Raw genomic sequence first — 17,299 nt, 5'->3', positions numbered from 1 at the left:
CAAATGAACAGTTCGCTCGATCGCAATCCCGTCATTCTCATCCACGGCATCTGGGACACAAAGACTATTTTTGACAAAATGTCCGCCCGCCTCACCCAACTTGGATGGTGTGTCCACAGCCTCAACCTCACCCCCAACGACGGCAGCCTCGGCCTCGACTCCCTAGCCAAGCAACTGGCAGACTACATTTCTGAGACGTTCGATCCAGAACAGGCGATCGACATAGTAGGCTACAGCATGGGAGGCATCGTCAGCCGCTACTACGTCCAGCGACTCGGAGGCATTAACCGAGTCCAGCGTTTCATAACCATATCTTCCCCCCACAAAGGAACCCTCACCGCCTATTCCCTGCGCCTACCAGGATACCTGGATATGCGCCCCGATAGTGGCTTGTTGCGCGATTTGAACCAAGATGCGACTATGCTCAAACGCATAAATTTTACATCAATGTGGACGCCATTTGATGTGATGATTTTACCGTCGCACAGCTCCCAAATGCCAGTAGGTAAAGAAGTTAAACTCAACGTTTTGCTGCACCGCCAAATGGTGACAGATTCTCAAAGTATTAACGCATTAGTTCGAGAACTAGAGGCTCCTATTGTACCCTCTAAATTTACCCAAACAATCTCTAGTAACAATCTCTGATTCCTAGTACATAATCTCCAACTTGAGCGTATTCGCTGCGACCGAAAATTGCTTCTGGATCGCAGTAATATTTAAATTCCAACAAATTTCCAAACGGATCTTCTAGAAAAAAGGTGCGGTGTTCTGTGGGCAAACCTGGAAACCGCCGTCTTGATTCTTGATAAAAATTCAACTGTTTTTGCTGCGCCATTTCTAACAGCGCTTCCCAGTCAGACTCCGAGGTAAAAACTAAGCCGAAGTGTCTGGGATAGATGCCGCGCTGGGGTGTTAGAGGTTCGTGGGTGACGTGGGCGACAATCTGATGGCCGCAGAGATTTAAAATGAGAGAACTGGGTGACTCCCGACCCAATTCGCAGCCGAGCCCGCTGACATAGAATGCTTTGGTTCGATCGATATCGGTTACGGGGAAGGCAAGATGAAATAAGACTTGACTGTTCATAACAATAAGAGACGCTACTAGAGGCTATGCAAAACTCAGAATTCTTTTTTAATTATTTGTCTTGGTCTAATCCTTGGCTGGTGGCGATCGCCCTGAATACATTTTTACTCGCGATCGCCACCCTTGCTCCCAAAAAATTGCTTACTCCGGCTGGACAACTCCACGGTTGGCTGCTGGGTGTTATCATCTGGGGCAGTTTGGGATGGCAAGGCTATGCTGTGGTCATGTTCTACTTTCTGGTCGGATCTGGAGTTACCCGCATTGGCAAAGCCCAAAAAGAAGCTGAAGGTATTGCCGAAAAGCGATCGGGCGCCCGAGGCCCGGAAAATGTCTGGGGTTCGGCTTTAACCGCTGCTATTTGTGCTGTGGCAGTTTTGGCATTATGTATTTTCCGAGACACAGGTTTAGGAGACACAGGCGGTATTTTAGGAGACACAGGCAAGATGCCTGTGTCACAAGATGTGATTTCCTTGTTGTTGCTGGGCTATGCGGCGAGTTTCTGCACCAAACTTTCCGATACCTGCGCTAGCGAAATCGGCAAAGCTTACGGGAAGCATACGTTTTTGATTACTACCTTGCAGCCTGTACCTAGGGGTACGGAAGGGGCGGTAAGTTTGGAAGGAACGATCGCAGGTATTGTCGGATCGATCCTGATTGCTCTTGTGAGTTGGGCTGTGGGTGTAATTGACTTGACAGGAATTGTCTTTTGTGTAATCGCAGCTTTTATTGCTACGAACATCGAGAGCGTGATTGGTGCGACGGTGCAATCAAAGTTTGAGTGGCTCACGAACGAGGTAGTGAATTTTTTCAATACACTCATCGGAGCGATCGCAGCGATCGTCCTAGCCTCCGCTTGGAGAACTTTTTTAGCCTAGTCCAGCTTGCACGAAATCTCACCCAAGAAACCGGGTTTTGCACGATTATTCAAGGCATTAACGCAATATTTTCGTATAAAACCCGGTTTCTGCGCCCAGAAATATGAGTTATTAATCGTTAGTCATTAGTTTCAAGGAATCAACCAATGACAACTGACAACTGACAACTGACAACTGACAACTGACAACTGACAACTGACAACTGACTAATCGTCGTCTTTTGGCCCAAAAACCATTTGTACAATCATCGTTGGTTCGCCCCGCTTGTGATAGCGATCGGCCCAATTACGAATAATTTCATCTAATTCCTCAACAGCCTGTTCTAGGCGTTCCGGCGGAACATCCAAAGTTTCCATAACTCGCATGACTTTCGGTTGTTTTTCCGCCCAATCCTTCATCAGTCGGAAATATCTAGCCGTATCCTCCACCATCGTAAACGTGCGCTCTTCCTGTTCTGCGGGAGAGTAAGTAGCGCGGGTGAGGGCATAAAAAGGCATTCCCCAAGGAGAGTCAATTCGAGTCACGGTTCCGGAATAGATCAAGCGGCGCTTGATGTGTTCTGCTAGAGCTTCGCTTAAAGGCATTCGCCTTTCTGCTGACATTTCTTCTTGCGATCGTCTATGTAGAAACTCGATCAACTCCATAAACTGAAAAGAATTGATCAGTTGAGCGTCAGGCGGATTAGGAGGAATCTTGCCTTCGAGATATTTTTTCTCATCCGCCGTCAAGCTGTTTCCCGGAATCCGAGGGCGTCCCGGAACCCAAGGATACTGTTCCAGCCAGACATAAGGAAACTGAATCAAATATCTAGGTTCTTGGGAACCCAACATTTTCAGCAATTTTCCCTTAGTCAGAGCTTCCCGGACTTCCTCGACGATGACTTTCACCCGTTTAGGCTCAATGTGATGCAAGTGTCCGGTCATCCGCAGGTTGTTTTCCTGCTCCATATAGGTCATATAAATGGCACACTTAGCTGCCGTTGCCGCCGCGTCTAAAAACGCTCCGTGCCTGTGTCCGCTGGTTCTCATGGCGCTAAACGCCAGATATAGCATGATCTGATCCATTGCACTGGGGCTCAGGCTTTTGACCAGATCTAAAGAGTCATTTTTCATCACAATCCCCGAAATAGTAAAACTTGGAGGCATCTTTTCATCCTCCATAAAAAAATATTGCGAGACCGCCGAATCAAGCATAGCCGACAGTCGCCGGAAAGCTTGGCAGCTACCCTAAGATTCAGGCCGGTTAATTTTCCTGAGGTCACTCGGGCCTTAGCTTAAAGGCGATCGACACCGAATAAGTGGTTCTTATTGGCGAATTTAAGTCGAGAGCTGCACCCTCTGCACTCAGGGTGTAGCTATATATTAAGTTAGTTATCGCACGTCAATTATAGTGCAGCGGTTAAAAATTAAACCCCACCTGTGGGGGGAAAACGTAAAGAACTATTGCGATCGGAAGAATTTGAGGCGACTCAGAGAGGGGGAGAATGGGAAAAAGAGAAAGAGCATTTTCAATACAAAACCGCCACCTACGAGAATATATCTCTACGTAGATGGCAGCTCCAGTTTATATTGTGACATTTGTTACAAAAAAAATCTTCTAGGGAGTATCAATAAAAAGTGCAGTGGCCTGACGAACCTGACAAACTATAAATCCCAGAAAATGCGATCGATCGACACGGGCGACCTCCAAACCAGCCTCGAAACCAGAAACAAGTCAGTTGCGGAACTAGCTTTCTGGCAATGCGATCAAAATTATTATAGTGCCTGAGTGTCAGTGTTGACCTGCATCAAATCATACCGTCCGGTGCCTCTGCGGGGAGCGCGATCTCCTCTTTGTTGAGTTTGCGCTGATAACATATATTGAGCGGTAGAAGTTTTTAGCTGTGGGACTGGGGATTCTATGCTTAGAGCGGCGGTAGCACTCAAGCTAAGGCCCAACAGGCTGAGTAAAGCAATTGCAGTGTAGGTGTGCATGGGTAGTATCCGTGTCAGTGTCTAGTTACAGATACGGACTTTTCCCTTGCTAATCAGGATTGATTTCCTTGAATTTGCCAGACTACCCAAAAAAACATGATGGGAGAATTATTTGATTTTAGTCCTGGACGCAGGGGCGAGCAGAAACCGGGTTTCGACTCCGCTTAACCAGCAGTTTTTTACGAAAATCTTGCGTTGTACTCCACAGATGAGGTAAAAAAACCGATTTCTTTGGTCTTAATACGTAAGTCCTCAATTTTTTAAATTGTCTCACCCAAAATAAATTTTAGTTACCTGAATTGACAGGTAAAAAGTCTGGGAGCATCTCAGTTTTGATGTTTTGATTTTATAGTGCGAGCGTCCCCGCTCGCGATTATAGATCGCGAGCGGGGACGCTCGCACTGTAAAGAAATTGCTTTTTTGCATTCATTGAGATGCTCCCAAAAGTCTCTCCAGCCTGGAACATACAAAACCGCCAAATATTGAAAGAGTAAATCCCTCAATAGATGGCGGTTGCAGCTCGATCTGCTATTATTTTTAACACGCAAAAATATCCTAATGACTGTCAACAAGAAGTGCAGTTGCCAAACGAACGTGACCAACTAGAATCCCAGAAAATCAGATCGACACGGGCGGCAGAAACCCACTCATTTGCAGAACTTTCTTTCGTCCTATGCCATTAAGCTAGTATGTAATGTGTGTAAAGATCGTGCTGAGCAAACTCTCTGCGTCCGCTGCCTCTTTCTGGAGAACGATCGCCTTTTTGTGATTGAGTGGACGCCAAGAACATATAATCAGCAGTGGCAATTACGAGCAGTTCCACTAGGCGTTCAAAATATCGAGCGGCGCTGGCACTCAAGGTAATGCCCAACAGGTTCAGTAAAGCAATTGCAGTGTAGGTGTGCATGGGTAGTTTCCGTGTCAGTGTCTATAACCTGATACAGACTTCCCCCCATCCATCAGGATAAATTTCTGGCAATTTTCGGAACTTTGCAAAAAACCTCACCTCTTCGATGTTACTGCACCCGCTAGGAGCCAAGCACCAGCAAAATTCAGCCTGCCCCATACCGTCAGAGGCTTTTCGGTTTCGCAACTCTGTAGAAATCTGTCGGTTTCCCAGTCCAAAGTCACGAGTTGCCAAGTTCGATCGGCTAAGGATGGGGGACTTGTCAGCGTCAGTGTCCAGTCTTGTGCGCCCAGACGGCGGAAAATGCCCGAAAATTGACTCTCGGTATTTGCTGTTTTACTACGCGGATTTACGTAGAAACCGGGTTCAACTTTCAAAGTTATGGGTTCTAATACAGAAATTTCGTTGAGAAACCCGGTTTCTCGATCGCTTTTGACTGACACAGGACATTCGCCGCTGGCGGGATATGCTTGAGGTCGATCGAGATAATAGCGCTGCCAATGTAGCCAGTCCGATCGATCCGGTGTCAAATTAAATAAAGGAACAACTGCCGCCCTCGCCTCGGAATCTTGCAGCAAAGCTTCCTGCAAAACTCTGACAGCTAAGTCGCGCGGCTGACATCCAACTTCCGCACACAAAGCCGCCGCCATCCCCGCCGCCTGTCCGATATTCATCACCAAAGGCTGCAAGCGAGTTGCACCGTTGGCGATGTGAGAGACGGAAATATTTTTTTCGCAAACTAGCAATCCGTCTGTAGTCGCAGGAATTAGCGCACTGTAGGGAATTGTAAACGGAGTGCCAGTCCAGCGGCCGCCCCAGCGGATGGATTTGGGCTGCAAGGGAATGTCGCCGCTGGTGTAGTGGTGATCGTTGGCGTAGTTGCCGATCGCAATTGTCTCGCAAATTCCCTCAGAATCGATCGGCAATTTCGCGACTCTACCCCCGACAACCGGCAAAATATCTTGTTCTTTGACTGTACTTATCCCTCGCAAACGGCGGCTTTCTCGGTAGTAGGGGTGCAAGGCGAAGGAAGACAGTAGGGAAGAATTTGATTGATTTTCGATATTGGAAATGGGGAAAATATTTTGTGCTAAACCGTAGCGGGGGCCGAGTTGGGTTTGAATGAAGCGGGCGAAACTTTGGCTGTGCCAGAGACTTTCTTGGAGGAATTGTTGTCGGGATGCTTGAGATTCAATTAGTCGATCGACCTTTTCACCATAATCATTACCACAAATCGGCCAATTAATCATCAACAATCCCCCAGGAAGTCGGCCGTAATTGAGAAATTGTTCGGGAGTGTAATCTTTCCAAGCATCGAAAAATCGATCGGGATTGTCAACAGGTGGCGCGGGAATTTCTGGCGCCACCGCGCCCTCGCCAAAATCCTGCATGATGGCCACCCAAGTTGGAGCTTGCACCGAATACCTTTGTGTGAGATCGTTAGATGCGATCGGCGCGCTAGGTTCTCCCCACTCAGCTTGAAATTCCCAACCCCAGCGATGTCCAACATCAGCTAAAGCCAGCAAATCTCCCAATTCCGTTGCATCCAAAGTGATTTTGGCAGAAACCGTAAAATCTGCAAATCTCACCCCAGAAATTCTGTTGTATTCAAAAATCACATCTTGAGCTGTTTGTCCAGAAATCCACTGCAAGTTCGGCAAAGACTTAACCCAATCAGCAAAAATTTCAGCACCGATGCGGGGATCGTAAGTAAAAAAACTGACCCAGCCCCAATCCAAACCTCCCGGTTGTCGCTGCTGGAGTTCCCGGAGAAACGCGCCCCACAAACCAGTCTGAAATGCTGCTAATTCGTTGCCGTCGGGAGCACAAACGCCGGCCGAAGTCAGCATTCCTCCCAGCCAGGGGAATTCGCTGACTAAAATAGTTTTGGCACCTCGGCGGGCTGCTTGGACTGCTGCTGAAGTGCCGCCGGTGCCGCCACCAACTACTAAAACATCTGCTTTTAAGACGGGAAACATAGGCAATAGGATTGGAGATTGGAGATTTGGGATTGTTCAAGGCTTATGTAGGCGAGCCGTGCCGTGAATATACGGATATATGTTAAACACTTGTGATAATTACCAGCAATTCGTGCCGTGAATATACGGATATATTTTAAACACTTGTGATAATATCAAATGTTGAGTACCGTTAATCTACGGATATATGCTCGATGTTTGTAATAATTCTAAGTGTTCAATGCCGTAAATATACTGTTAGATCTTCGAGGTTTGCGATCGATCGCGACTTTGAATTGAATTTGTTAAGTCTTTACAAAGAATATATCGTAAATTATGTGACTGCCGGGCATTTGTGTGGTGAGATGACCGCAGAACTCGCAAATTTTGAGTCCTCATTTTTCGCAGGCAAATCTTATCAAGATGACACCGCAAACCACGATAAGATAGAAAAGGGAGAATAGATATAGAAAATTTTACATTCTATAATTTCCCAGTTACTTATTAATGGTTGAAAATGGAAAAAGGTTTTATTTTGTGGCTTACCGGACTCAGCGGTTCTGGCAAGACAACTATCAGCAAAGCTCTCGAACCAGAATTGAAGACCCGAGGCTGCAAAGTTGAAATATTGGATGGAGATGTCGTTCGCACCAACTTGTCAAAAGGCTTGGGATTTAGCAAAGAAGACCGAGATACTAATATTCGGCGGATTGGATTTGTCGCAAACCTACTCAGCCGCAATGGAGTTGTGGCAATCACGGCAGCTATTAGCCCCTACAGAGCTATTCGCGACGAAATTAGAGCAATGGAGCCAAATTTTGTTGAGGTGTATGTCAAAGCGCCGTTAGAAGTGTGCGAAGTTCGAGATGTCAAAGGGCTGTACGCTAAGGTCAGAGCAGGAGAGATTAAGGGTTTTACGGGCATTGACGATGCTTATGAAGCACCCCTCAATCCCGAGATTGTTTGTTGCACAGACGAGGAAAGTTTGGAAGATAGTGTCAAAAAAGTTCTGAGCAAGTTGGAACAGTTGGGTTACATTTAATGTTGGCGGGGTAGGAAGAGGATAGGGGCAAAAAGCGATGGTGGTGAACAGTTCTTCGCGCGGCGCGCAACTTGAGAAAAAACCTCACCCTGCGGTTGTCTTGGCAAAAAGGAAAAGGGGAGATTTTCTCCCTTATCTTTGCAGGAAAGGGTCTGAGGGAGAGGTTTTCAGCACAATCTGCAAACAGGTTTATGGCGTAAGTAATGCAGTCAAAAATTTAATTTTCCAAAGTTTAACTGTGTCAGTGCTGGCGGCGACTGTGGGTTCATCTGCCGCGGTGGCCCAGTTTTTGCCTCCTCCTCCTCCTTCTCCTCCTTCTCCTCCTCCTTCCCCTTCTTATCCTCCTCTTCCTTCTTTTTCTCCTCTTCCTCCTCCTCCTGCTTCGGGTTCGGGTTCTCCGATTCGCGTACCGGTACCGGCAGCGCCGGGATTTCCGTCAGTTCCAGCCAGTGCACCTTCGAGTGTACGATCGGAAGTTTACACTTTGGGCGCGGGCGATCGCATTCAAATGGACATTTTCAACGTCCCAGAATACAGCGGCCCCAACGGTCAACACCAAGTACAGGCTGACGGTTCCCTGAGTTTGCCCTTAATTGGCAGCCTATCAGTGGCTGGAATGACCTTACAACAAGCTTCTAATGCTGTCAAGGAACGATACGGCAAATACCTCAAACGTCCTTGGATTACGCTGAAACTGCTGGCTGCGCGTCCTTTGCAAATTGCGATCGCAGGCGAAATCAACCGCCCCGGAGCCTATACAATATCTTCAGCAGCAGGCCCTGGAGGCACCTCAGAGCAAATAGGCACTCAAATGCCCACAATATCGCGGGCGCTGCGACTGGCGGGCGGAATTACCCAGTCAGCAGACGTGCGGCAAATCAAAATCCGCCGCCCCCAGCGCAACGCAGCAGAACAAATTATCAGTGTGGATTTGTGGGAATTATTGCAAAACGGCGATTTGCGCGCCGATATGACTTTGCGCGACGGCGACACAATATTTATTCCCACTGTAACTAGCCTCAACCGCCAAGAAGCACCGACTTTAGCAGTAGCTAACATTACCGGGCAAAGCACTCAACCAATTAATATTGCTGTAGTGGGCGAAGTAACTCGACCCGGTACTTATACTCTGGCAAAAGAGCTTCAAAGTAGGTTACAAGAGAATGAATCGGGTGCAGATTCTGGTTTGTTTGCTGCTAAGGAAACTCCCGGTGGAGGGGAAAATGTTTTGCAGCAAACTGTAACTAGGGCTATTAAAATGGCGGGCGGCATTACGCCGGTAGCTGATATCAGACAAATACAAGTTCGCCGCCTGACGCGGGCGGGCACCGAACAAATTATTAATGTGAATTTGTGGCAACTTTTGGAAGCAGGAGATGTATCCCAAGATTTAACACTGCAACAGGGAGATACGGTAATCGTGCCCAAAGCCGAAAATCTCAATGCACTCGAAGGCGCACAAGTGGCTACTTCTAATTTTTCACCGGATTCGATTAAGGTTAGTCTGGTGGGAGAAATCGTCAAACCGGGGTCTTTTGCATTGCAGCCCAACACTACTTTAAATCAAGCGCTGGTAGCAGCGGGAGGTTTTAATAAATCGCGGGCAGAAATGGATTCGGTGGATTTAATTCGCCTCAATCCTAACGGCACTGTTTCGCGGCTAAGTGTTAAGGTGAATTTTTCTGCAACCGCCAATGAGGAAAGTAATCCCAAACTGCAAAATAATGATGTAATTATGGTAAGGCGATCGGGTCGCGCTGCGTTCTCGGATAATGTAGGTGGCACTCTCGCTCCTTTCAGTCCACTGTTGGGAATTTTCCGGTTGTTCAATATTTTTCGATGATTTCAATAGACTAGCCCTAAGACCAATTTTTTATGAGGCTGCATAGAATTCCGATCCCCCCTAACCCCCCTTGATAAGGGGGGGACAAGATTCTTCTCAAAGTCCCCCTTAATAAGGGGGATTTAGGGGGATCGGAATATGTGCAACTTCACATTAAATTGGTATAAGACCTCATCAACCCGGTTTCTACAAAAAAAATTAGTTGGTAGCGATATCTCTAGTCAGAAACCGGGTTAATGAAACTGCGCCAGCATTACAAACGTTTAAACTAATAAGTTGTAGCAATCAAATGAAACCAGGTAAAAAATCTTCAATAGCACTGTTTAATCACAATAAAAAAATCCTTGGACAGCAAAAGTTATCTTCCGTACTTTATGATGAAGAGCAGTTTTTCGGCAGGGAAAATACAGAAGAACCGTTAAGTTTTTGGGAAGTTTGCCGCAGTCGTTCGTTCTTAGTTATCGGCGTAGCAGCGGCGGTGACAACCGGAGTTTTTGCCTGGACTCTAACTCAAAAAAGCGAGTATGAAGGACGCTTTCAATTATTAGTAGAAACCCCTGTTACGCAAAACACTTTAGCAAAAGTCTACTCCGGGGAGCTGAAACTACAACCAGCGAGTCCCGCGACGCCAGAAAATCCAGGTTTTGACTACGAATCGCAAATTCAAGTTTTGCAAAGCCCGCAAGTAATGTCGCCAATTATCAAACAGTTGCGAGCGAAGTATCCAGAAATAAATTACAACTATCTTTTGAACGAAAAAGCAGATAATCTGCCATATTCTCAGGGAACTAGGCTGTCAATCAATCGCTTCAAAAATACCAAAATTATCGAAGTTAGATATCGGGATTTCGATCCGAAAAAAATTCAGTTTGTTTTGGAAAAAGTTGCCCTAGGCTACCGCAACTACAGCGTGCAAGATACCAAAACTCAAATTAGCCAGAGTTTGGATTTTGTGAAATCCAAAATTCCCAACCAGCAAAAGCGCCAACAAGCTCTGCAAACAGAAATTCAAAAGTTGCGGCAGCAGTACAATTTCATTGATCCGCAAATTCAAACCCAACAACTCGCGCAGCAAATCAGCCAACTTCAAACGCAAAGATTGGACGCGCAAACGCAGCTTAACCAGCAAAGATTGCTCTATATTAACCTGCAAAATCAGCTCGGATTAAACCAGCAACAAGCGCTGATGGCTTCGGCGCTGAGTCAAGCTCCCCGCTATCAAGGAATGCTAACTCAATTGCAGCAATTGGAAGGACAAATTGCGATTAATTCGGCGACATATACAGACCAAACTCCGCAAATGCAGTTGTTGCGAGAACAGCGCAAAAATCTGATTCCTTTGCTGAAGAAAGAAGCCCAACAGGTTCTGGGAACTGATTTGGCTAAGGTGAATTCGCAAGTGCTGGCTTTTCAAGATCCGGTGCGGATTAAGTTAATCGAACAGTTTATCGGTACTGCTAATTTAATTCAGATTTTGGGCGTGCGGAATCAAGTTTTGGAACAGGCTGCTAAGCAGTTGAATCAATATTCTCAAGGATTCCCGGTAATTTTTCGGCGCTATTCGGATTTGCAACGGGAGGCGGAGTTGACTAACAATACGCTGAATGGTTTGCTGGCAAAACAGCAAGCTTTGCAGCTTGAAGCTGTGGGTAAAAAAGAGGTGGCTTGGGAAGTTATTGCTAAGCCGGAAATTCCGCGCTACAAAAATGGCGAGTTGATGGCTGTTGCTCCGATTATGCCTTTGAATTTGGCTTTGGGGGGATTGGCTGGTTTGTTGTTTGGGATGCTGGCGGCGCAGTTGGCGGAACGGTTTAATAATAAAACTGTGTTCAATTCTCCTGAGGATGTCAAACATTCGATTCGGTTGCCTTTGTTGGGGGTAATTCCTGCTAGCGATAAAATTTTGAGACTGCCACCTGCTGAGGGAACTACGATTGATGTGGGAAGTTCGCCGGTGCCGACGGATGCTTTTCAAGAGGCTTTTCGATCGCTCAATGCTAATATTCGGTTGTTAAATGTTAATAGTCCGATCGCATCTTGTGTAATTACGTCTTGTCAAGTAGCTGACGGTAAGTCAACGGTGGCGGTAAATCTGGCACGGGCGGCGGCGGCAATGGGCCAGCAAGTGCTGTTGGTGGATGCGGATTTGCGGAGGCCGCAGGTGCACGAAATGCTGGGTTTGCCGAATTGGCAAGGCTTGCACAATGTAATTGCCGAGGATGTGGATGTCGAAGAGGTGATTTTGCGATCGCCCCGCGATGAAAACCTATTTGTGTTAACATCCGGGCCAGTGCCTCCCGATCCCACAAAGGTGCTGTCTTCCCGAAAAATGCAGCATTTAATGGCAGCTTTGGCAAGTCATTTTGACTTAGTTATTTACGATACTCCGCCGCTGTTGGGTTTGGCAGATGCGAATTTGTTGGCGGCTCATACTAACGGATTGATGCTAGTGGTGGGGCTGCATCAAACTGAGCGGGAGGCGCTGTTGTTGGCTTTTGAAGATTTGAAAATGGCGGGGATTCCGCTGTTGGGAATGGTGGCCAATAACGATAAAGGCAGCAGGTATTACTATCAGTCTTACGTGCAGAATTACATCGAGGAAAAGTCTGTTTAGGAGCGTGTAGTTACTCGTTATCAGGCTCTGCCTGGTAACGGAGATGCGGAGGCTCTGCCTCCATTGTCGATTCTCCCAGCCGAGGTAGAGCCTCTGAATATGGGTTAAGAGGCTCGGGTGCATCTGGCGCAAGGCAAATATATCCGTAGGGGCGAAGCATGACCGTAGTCAACATAAGATGATAACTAATAACTTATATGCGGTCATGCTTCTTCAGGCTTCAAAAACCAGATGCACCCAAGAGGCTCTGCCTGGGAAGCATTTGCCACTTCGATCGCCAACATAAACTTTAAAAACAAAATTTCTTAAGATTTGCAATTAATACTTTGCACTATAATTAAAAACAGAGAGATTTAAACAAATCCCGGCACTTGCAAATTAGCAATATCTAAAAGTATGGCTGGTAAATCCAAATTTTGTAATACATCAATACAACTCCCGAACTAGCTTCAAAACTATAAGGGAGTTTTGTATATTTTGAAACGGAGATAGAACAATGGGTATTTCTACTATCAACCCGGCAACGGGAGAAACGCTGAAAACTTTCGAGCCGATCGCAGATGAGGCCATAGAAGCTAAGCTGGCATTAGCACAGCAAGCTTTTAACAACTACCGCCACCAGCCGTTTGAGCAGCGAGCAATCTGGATGCAGAAAGCTGCGGATATCTTGGAGCGCGATCGCGAAATTTTCGCCCAAATGATGACGTTGGAAATGGGCAAAACGCTTAAATCGGCGATCGGCGAAGTGGAAAAATGCGCCTTAGTTTGCCGCTTTTACGCCAAAAATGCCGCCCAATTCATGGCAGACGTACCCGCAACCACCGACGCTAGCAGCAGCTTTGTCCGCTACCAACCGCTGGGCGCTATTTTAGCCGTCATGCCATGGAATTTCCCATTTTGGCAAGTTTTCCGGTTTGCAGCGCCGACGCTGATGGCGGGCAATGTGGGCTTGCTCAAACACGCTTCCAACGTGCCGCAGTGCGCTTTAAAAATAGAGGCAATTTTCACAGAAGCGGGCTTTCCCGAAGGCGTTTTTCAAACGTTGTTAGTGGGAGCCGATAAGGTAGCCGATCTCATTGCGGACGATCGCGTAAAAGCAGCAACTCTCACCGGTAGCGAACCAGCGGGTGAAAGTTTAGCAGCAAATGCGGGAAAAAATTTGAAAAAAGTAGTGCTGGAATTGGGAGGAAGTGACCCATTTATTGTAATGTCCAGCGCCGATTTACCATCCGCTTTATCAACTGCTGTCACATCCCGAATGCTCAATAGTGGCCAAACTTGCGTATCTGCTAAACGGTTTATTTTAGCAGAAGAAATCGCCGACGAATTCATCAAAGGATTTGTCGAAAAATTCGAGCAATTAAAAATAGGCGATCCGATGTTGCCCGAAACCGATATCGGCCCTTTAGCTACTCCCGCCATCCTCAAAGAATTAGACAATCAAGTGCAAGCCTGCATCAAATCGGGAGCAAAACTGCTGACAGGCGGTCGTGCTTTGTCAGAGAATGCCGGCAATTTCTACTTGCCAACTATTCTGACAGATATTCCCCTAGATGCTGCGGCGCGCCAACAAGAATTTTTCGGGCCCGTAGCCTTAGTATTTCGAGTTGCAGACATCGATGAGGCGATCGAACTAGCCAACAATACATCTTTTGGCTTAGCCGCGACAGCTTGGACTACAGTAAGCTCAGAAGGCGATCGATTTATTTCCGAACTAGAAGCAGGCGCCGTATTCATCAACGGCTTAGTAAAATCCGACCCCAGATTGCCCTTTGGCGGCATCAAACGCTCCGGTTACGGACGCGAATTGAGCATCCAAGGAATTCACGAATTTGTCAACATTAAAACAGTGTGGGTAAAATAAGTAAAGCTCGATCGGCTTCTTGCAAAAACCTCAATCCATCTGCGTTAATTCGCGTTGATCTGCGGTTAAAAATTCAACATTAGATTTTTGCAAGAAGTTGACTGAGGGCGGCTAAAAACTTTGTCAGCCTCAAAAGTTGTACAATAAATCCCAACCTTGTAAATTGTTTGAGAACAACAAATCCTGAGTAACCGAGGAAAAAACGGAAATGAACACAGCTCAACTCTTGGTCAAATGTTTAGAAAACGAAGGCGTAGAATACGTCTTCGGACTTCCCGGAGAAGAAAATTTAGAAGTTTTAGAAGCCCTAAGACACTCTTCAATTAAATTTATTACTACTCGCCACGAACAAGGCGCCGCTTTCATGGCAGACGTTTACGGCCGCCTTACCGGCAAAGCAGGCGTTTGCTTGTCCACCTTGGGCCCCGGCGCAACTAACTTAATTACAGGTGTTGCTGATGCGAATTTAGACGGCGCTCCTCTAGTAGCAATTACCGGACAAGTCGGCACGGATAGAATGCACATAGAATCGCACCAATATTTGGACTTGGTGGCTATGTTTGCTCCGGTTACTAAGTGGAATGCTCAAATTGTCCGCCCCAGTACGACATCAGAAATTGTCCGCAAAGCCTTTAAAGTAGCTCAGAGTGAAAAACCGGGAGCAGTTCACATTGACTTGCCCGAAAACATCGCAGCAATGCCTGTCGAAGGAGAGCCGCTCACTAAAGATAACCGCGAAAAAACTTTTGGTGCTTACCAAAGTCTGAATAAAGCTGCTGTGGCAATTTCCAAGGCGAAAAGTCCTTTGCTTTTAGTAGGAAATGGCACGATTCGGGCTAATGCTAGCGATGCTTTGACAGAATTTGCGACTCGATTAAATATTCCCGTCGCTAATACTTTTATGGGCAAAGGCGTAATTCCTTACACTCATCCTTTGGCACTTTGGACGACGGGATTGCAAAAACGGGATTACATTAGCTGTGCTTTTGAAGAAACGGATTTAGTGATTGCTGTTGGCTACGATTTAATTGAATATTCCCCGAAAAAGTGGAATCCTGACGGCAAAATTCCGATTATTCACGTAGGAGCTCTGCCAGCAGAAGTTGATAGCAGTTATATTCCTGTTGTAGAAGTTGTGGGGGATATTTCGGATTCGCTCAATGAAATTTTGCAGCGTGCCGATCGCATGGAGAAGACTGATCCTTTTGCTAAGCAATTGCGGGCAGATATTCGCGCTGGGTACGAACAATATGCTAAGGATGATGGTTTCCCGATCAAGCCACAAAAACTGATTTACGATTTGCGGCAAGTGCTGGGCCCGGAAGATATTCTCATATCTGATGTGGGGGCTCACAAAATGTGGATCGCGCGGCACTATCATTGCGATCGCCCGAATACCTGTTTAATCTCCAACGGATTTGCTGCGATGGGGATTGCGATTCCCGGTGCGGTGGCGGCAAAACTCGTTTATCCCGATCGCAAAGTAGTAGCAGCCACCGGCGACGGCGGTTTTATGATGAACTCTCAAGAGTTAGAAACTGCGTTGCGCGTCGGTACTAATTTTGTCACTCTCATCTTTAATGACGGCGGCTACGGGTTAATTGAATGGAAGCAGGAAGATCACTTTGGTCATTCACATTTCGTCAAATTTGGCAATCCCGATTTTGTAAAATATGCCGAAAGTATGGGTTTAAAAGGCTATCGCGTGGAATCCGCCACCGATTTTATTCCTATCCTGAAGGAAGCGCTGGCTCAAGATGTTCCCTGCGTGATTGACTGCCCGGTAGACTATCGGGAAAATGCTCGTTTCAGTCAATTATCTGACGATATGAGTTGCAATATCTAAGTTAGGAAACTGGCTTTTTTGCGATCGCCTAAATCAACATGGTTCACTTACCTGAAATCCTCTGTATTTCGGGTAAGGAACACTGTTCGATTCAACAACAGATTGGTACACCAATACTCCGGACAGTTCTTGGAACGATACTACAAGCTTTACAGGCAAGTCAGGGGTGGACATGACTTTGATTTAATTATCCACAGTGGCTCAAAGTCATAGAGGATAAGTCATTGGGCCATAGAAAAACTGTCCGAAGTATTGATATATTTGTTTACGGAATAAATAACCTACCTGCTCCCATATAGTCTTGGATATCGATCGCTATTTCTACAAGCTTTTCAACACAACGCTCTCGATAATCATATTCGTTAACCCGATCCGGATCGCCAATCGTGATAATGGGAAATGAAGTTGGCTCATTTTCTTCCCGCATCACCTGTTCCAGAGAATCTTCACCCTTTGCATTACGGTTTGCTGTCAATAAAAGCATCTGATTAGATTGAGCCAATCGCCAAACAACTCGATCGTCGCTATTAGACGCTAAGCCAATATCTTGAAATGTCACTAACCGAATGGGAGCAATATCTAACCACCCTCCTGCCACCAGACTTCCAGAAAGCAAGAGAGCTTGCCGATTCAAATTGTAGTCAGCCAGAATCATCATTGCTTTGTTGCTTCCCGCTGCACTTTGCGTTGCTGAAGTTTGACTCGCGCAGCTTCATATTCAGAGCGAGGGGGAGTTGCAGCTATGCGAGCAAAGCGTTCGCGGTTGCGTTCTTCCCAATACTGGCGAGTTTCTTCGGCTGATTTCAAAACTTCTTGATACTCAGCTTCTACATCTGTCTGGTGCGCCTCAATGTAGGAAATGGCAGCGCCCAACTGCTCATCCGTAAGGTTAAATACATCGCGAATGAATTTAGGGGGATAGTGGGCTTTGAGATGATCTATTACATCATAAAGAGTTATGCGTGTTCCCGCGATCGTAAGCCCCCTTTCTGTGCGGACAATAGTCACTTTTTCATTAGGATTCGGATTAGGATTTAATACTGTGGCATCCATCTGTTTTTTCCGGTTGGTTATAATATTTGGCATTTTAACCCATTGTTTTTCAAACATCAAATTCTTTTGGCAATGCTTTCAAGAGATGTCAGCCGTTCATAAACCACATTTTTTAAATAAGTCGGGATTATAGCCTTGACCAATCATTCAAGGCTGCGATCGCAACTTAACTCAACTCTCAATACATATCAACTCGGAAAAATATTATTGCCAAGAAAACCACTCTATGGTATACTAGAA

At 46.3% G+C, this 17,299-nt stretch carries 15 protein-coding genes; 8 read left to right on the top strand and 7 right to left on the bottom strand.

Annotated features, from left to right (window positions below):
- The first annotated feature begins 3 nt into the window (after positions 1 to 3).
- The gene (locus tag JGK14_RS18745) at positions 4 to 645 is read left to right on the top strand and encodes an esterase/lipase family protein (RefSeq protein ID WP_293181916.1); all 642 of its coding nucleotides are present in this window, start codon (positions 4 to 6) and stop codon (positions 643 to 645) included.
- Here JGK14_RS18745 and JGK14_RS18740 read toward each other — a convergent pair.
- Positions 629 to 1,084 (bottom strand): VOC family protein, encoded by a 456-nt coding sequence (locus JGK14_RS18740; protein WP_293181918.1) that lies wholly within the window; start codon positions 1,082 to 1,084, stop codon positions 629 to 631. The two genes, JGK14_RS18745 and JGK14_RS18740, sit on opposite strands and share 17 nt — an antisense overlap.
- A gap of 26 nt (positions 1,085 to 1,110) precedes the next feature.
- Here JGK14_RS18740 and JGK14_RS18735 point away from each other — a divergent pair, with 26 nt between their 5' ends.
- Positions 1,111 to 1,959: a DUF92 domain-containing protein gene (locus tag JGK14_RS18735; RefSeq protein ID WP_325315369.1), complete on the top strand. Its 849-nt coding sequence runs from the start codon at positions 1,111 to 1,113 to the stop codon at positions 1,957 to 1,959.
- Between the two features lie 206 nt (positions 1,960 to 2,165).
- Here the strand turns inward: JGK14_RS18735 and hetR are convergent, their stop codons facing one another.
- Positions 2,166 to 3,071 carry a heterocyst differentiation master regulator HetR gene (hetR, locus tag JGK14_RS18730; RefSeq protein ID WP_293181922.1) on the bottom strand — a complete coding sequence of 302 codons (906 nt, stop codon included), beginning with the start codon at positions 3,069 to 3,071 and terminating at the stop codon, positions 2,166 to 2,168.
- A gap of 306 nt (positions 3,072 to 3,377) precedes the next feature.
- Between hetR and JGK14_RS18725 the strand changes: the two genes are divergently transcribed.
- The gene (locus JGK14_RS18725; protein ID WP_293203316.1) at positions 3,378 to 3,533 is read left to right on the top strand and encodes a hypothetical protein; all 156 of its coding nucleotides are present in this window, start codon (positions 3,378 to 3,380) and stop codon (positions 3,531 to 3,533) included.
- Positions 3,534 to 3,713: 180 nt separating this feature from the next.
- On the opposite strand, the gene patX is transcribed toward JGK14_RS18725, so the two are convergent.
- From patX to JGK14_RS18710, 3 genes are all read right to left on the bottom strand, one after another.
- Entirely contained in the window at positions 3,714 to 3,932 is a 219-nt protein-coding gene (patX, locus tag JGK14_RS18720) for a heterocyst-inhibiting protein PatX (protein ID WP_293181924.1), read from the bottom strand.
- Positions 3,933 to 4,611: 679 nt separating this feature from the next.
- Positions 4,612 to 4,839 carry a hypothetical protein gene (locus tag JGK14_RS18715; protein ID WP_325315368.1) on the bottom strand — a complete coding sequence of 76 codons (228 nt, stop codon included), beginning with the start codon at positions 4,837 to 4,839 and terminating at the stop codon, positions 4,612 to 4,614.
- A 95-nt stretch (positions 4,840 to 4,934) separates the two neighbouring features.
- Positions 4,935 to 6,818, bottom strand: coding sequence for an FAD-dependent oxidoreductase (locus JGK14_RS18710; protein ID WP_325315367.1), 1,884 nt, complete (start codon positions 6,816 to 6,818; stop codon positions 4,935 to 4,937).
- A 496-nt stretch (positions 6,819 to 7,314) separates the two neighbouring features.
- Here JGK14_RS18710 and cysC point away from each other — a divergent pair, with 496 nt between their 5' ends.
- The 5 genes from cysC to JGK14_RS18685 all read left to right on the top strand — a co-directional run bounded on the left by cysC (position 7,315) and on the right by JGK14_RS18685 (position 16,006).
- A complete protein-coding gene (cysC, locus tag JGK14_RS18705; RefSeq protein ID WP_325315366.1) occupies positions 7,315 to 7,839 on the top strand; it encodes an adenylyl-sulfate kinase in 525 nt (174 codons plus the stop codon).
- A gap of 37 nt (positions 7,840 to 7,876) precedes the next feature.
- The gene (locus JGK14_RS18700; protein ID WP_293218536.1) at positions 7,877 to 9,682 is read left to right on the top strand and encodes a polysaccharide biosynthesis/export family protein; all 1,806 of its coding nucleotides are present in this window, start codon (positions 7,877 to 7,879) and stop codon (positions 9,680 to 9,682) included.
- Between the two features lie 289 nt (positions 9,683 to 9,971).
- A complete protein-coding gene (locus JGK14_RS18695) occupies positions 9,972 to 12,296 on the top strand; it encodes a GumC family protein (RefSeq protein WP_293181934.1) in 2,325 nt (774 codons plus the stop codon).
- Positions 12,297 to 12,792: 496 nt separating this feature from the next.
- On the top strand, positions 12,793 to 14,160 hold the full coding sequence (locus tag JGK14_RS18690) for an NAD-dependent succinate-semialdehyde dehydrogenase (protein WP_325315364.1): 1,368 nt from the start codon (positions 12,793 to 12,795) through the stop codon (positions 14,158 to 14,160).
- Positions 14,161 to 14,368: 208 nt separating this feature from the next.
- Positions 14,369 to 16,006 carry an acetolactate synthase large subunit gene (locus tag JGK14_RS18685; RefSeq protein WP_442921464.1) on the top strand — a complete coding sequence of 546 codons (1,638 nt, stop codon included), beginning with the start codon at positions 14,369 to 14,371 and terminating at the stop codon, positions 16,004 to 16,006.
- 265 nt (positions 16,007 to 16,271) lie between these two features.
- Here the strand turns inward: JGK14_RS18685 and JGK14_RS18680 are convergent, their stop codons facing one another.
- Both JGK14_RS18680 and JGK14_RS18675 read right to left on the bottom strand, forming a co-directional pair.
- Positions 16,272 to 16,664, bottom strand: a complete 393-nt coding sequence (locus tag JGK14_RS18680; RefSeq protein ID WP_293191699.1) for an ACP S-malonyltransferase — start codon at positions 16,662 to 16,664, stop codon at positions 16,272 to 16,274.
- A complete protein-coding gene (locus JGK14_RS18675; RefSeq protein WP_325315363.1) occupies positions 16,661 to 17,092 on the bottom strand; it encodes a DUF433 domain-containing protein in 432 nt (143 codons plus the stop codon). The genes JGK14_RS18680 and JGK14_RS18675 overlap by 4 nt, the downstream gene beginning before the upstream one ends.
- Positions 17,093 to 17,299 lie beyond the last annotated feature (207 nt).

This window comes from Microcoleus sp. PH2017_28_MFU_U_A (genome assembly GCF_020738035.1).
In the GTDB taxonomy this organism is placed as follows: Bacteria; Cyanobacteriota; Cyanobacteriia; order Cyanobacteriales; family Microcoleaceae; genus Microcoleus.
This window is presented reverse-complemented; position numbering and strand designations above follow the sequence as displayed.